Genomic DNA, 624 nt, shown 5'->3' on the forward strand with positions numbered 1-624 from the left:
GAGGAATTGTCAAGACCTGTGGATCGGGGTGTTTCAGGCGACCTCCGTTCCGGCTTGCTGGGCGTCGCCGTCTGATGGCGGTGTCGGTGGGGTGATGGCAGTGGGCCGCTCGAGGAGTTTGCCTTTGTGGAAGGTCGCCCCAGCGCGGACCAGGGCGACCAGGTGCGGGGCGTTGACGGACCGCCAGCGGGCTTGGGCGGCGTCGATCAGCTTGTAGGCCATGGCAAGACCTGCCGCGCGTGATCCCGGCCCCTTGGTGACTTTCGTTCTCAAACGTACTGTGGCAAAGGTGCTTTCGATCGGATTCGTCGTCCTCAAGTGGATCCAATGCTCGGCCGGATACTTGTAGAACTCCAGCAGGGTGTCGAGGTCGTCGGTGATCTTGGCGACCGCTTTGGGGTACTTGGCACCGAAGTCGGCCTCGAACGCCTTGACCGCGATCTGGGCCTTGTCGATGTCCTCGGCGTTGTAGATGTCCTTGATCGCCGCCAGCGCCGCGGGATGCGCTGATTTCGGCAGGGCGGCAAGGACATTGGCCTGCTTGTGAAACCAGCACCGCTGCTCCCGTGTGGCCGGGAACACCTCGCGTACCGCCTTCCAGAACCCCAGTGCGCCGTCACCGAC

At 63.6% G+C, this 624-nt stretch carries 1 protein-coding gene; it reads right to left on the reverse strand.

Features of this window, described 5'->3' with window-relative positions; genetic code table 11:
- Window positions 1–33: 33 nt before the first annotated feature.
- Window positions 34–624: transposase (locus A5634_RS13240; protein ID WP_172831694.1), on the reverse strand; the 591-nt coding region annotated here is incomplete at its 5' end.

It is taken from the genome of Mycobacterium asiaticum (genome assembly GCF_001673365.1).
Taxonomy (GTDB): domain Bacteria; phylum Actinomycetota; class Actinomycetes; order Mycobacteriales; family Mycobacteriaceae; genus Mycobacterium; species Mycobacterium asiaticum_A.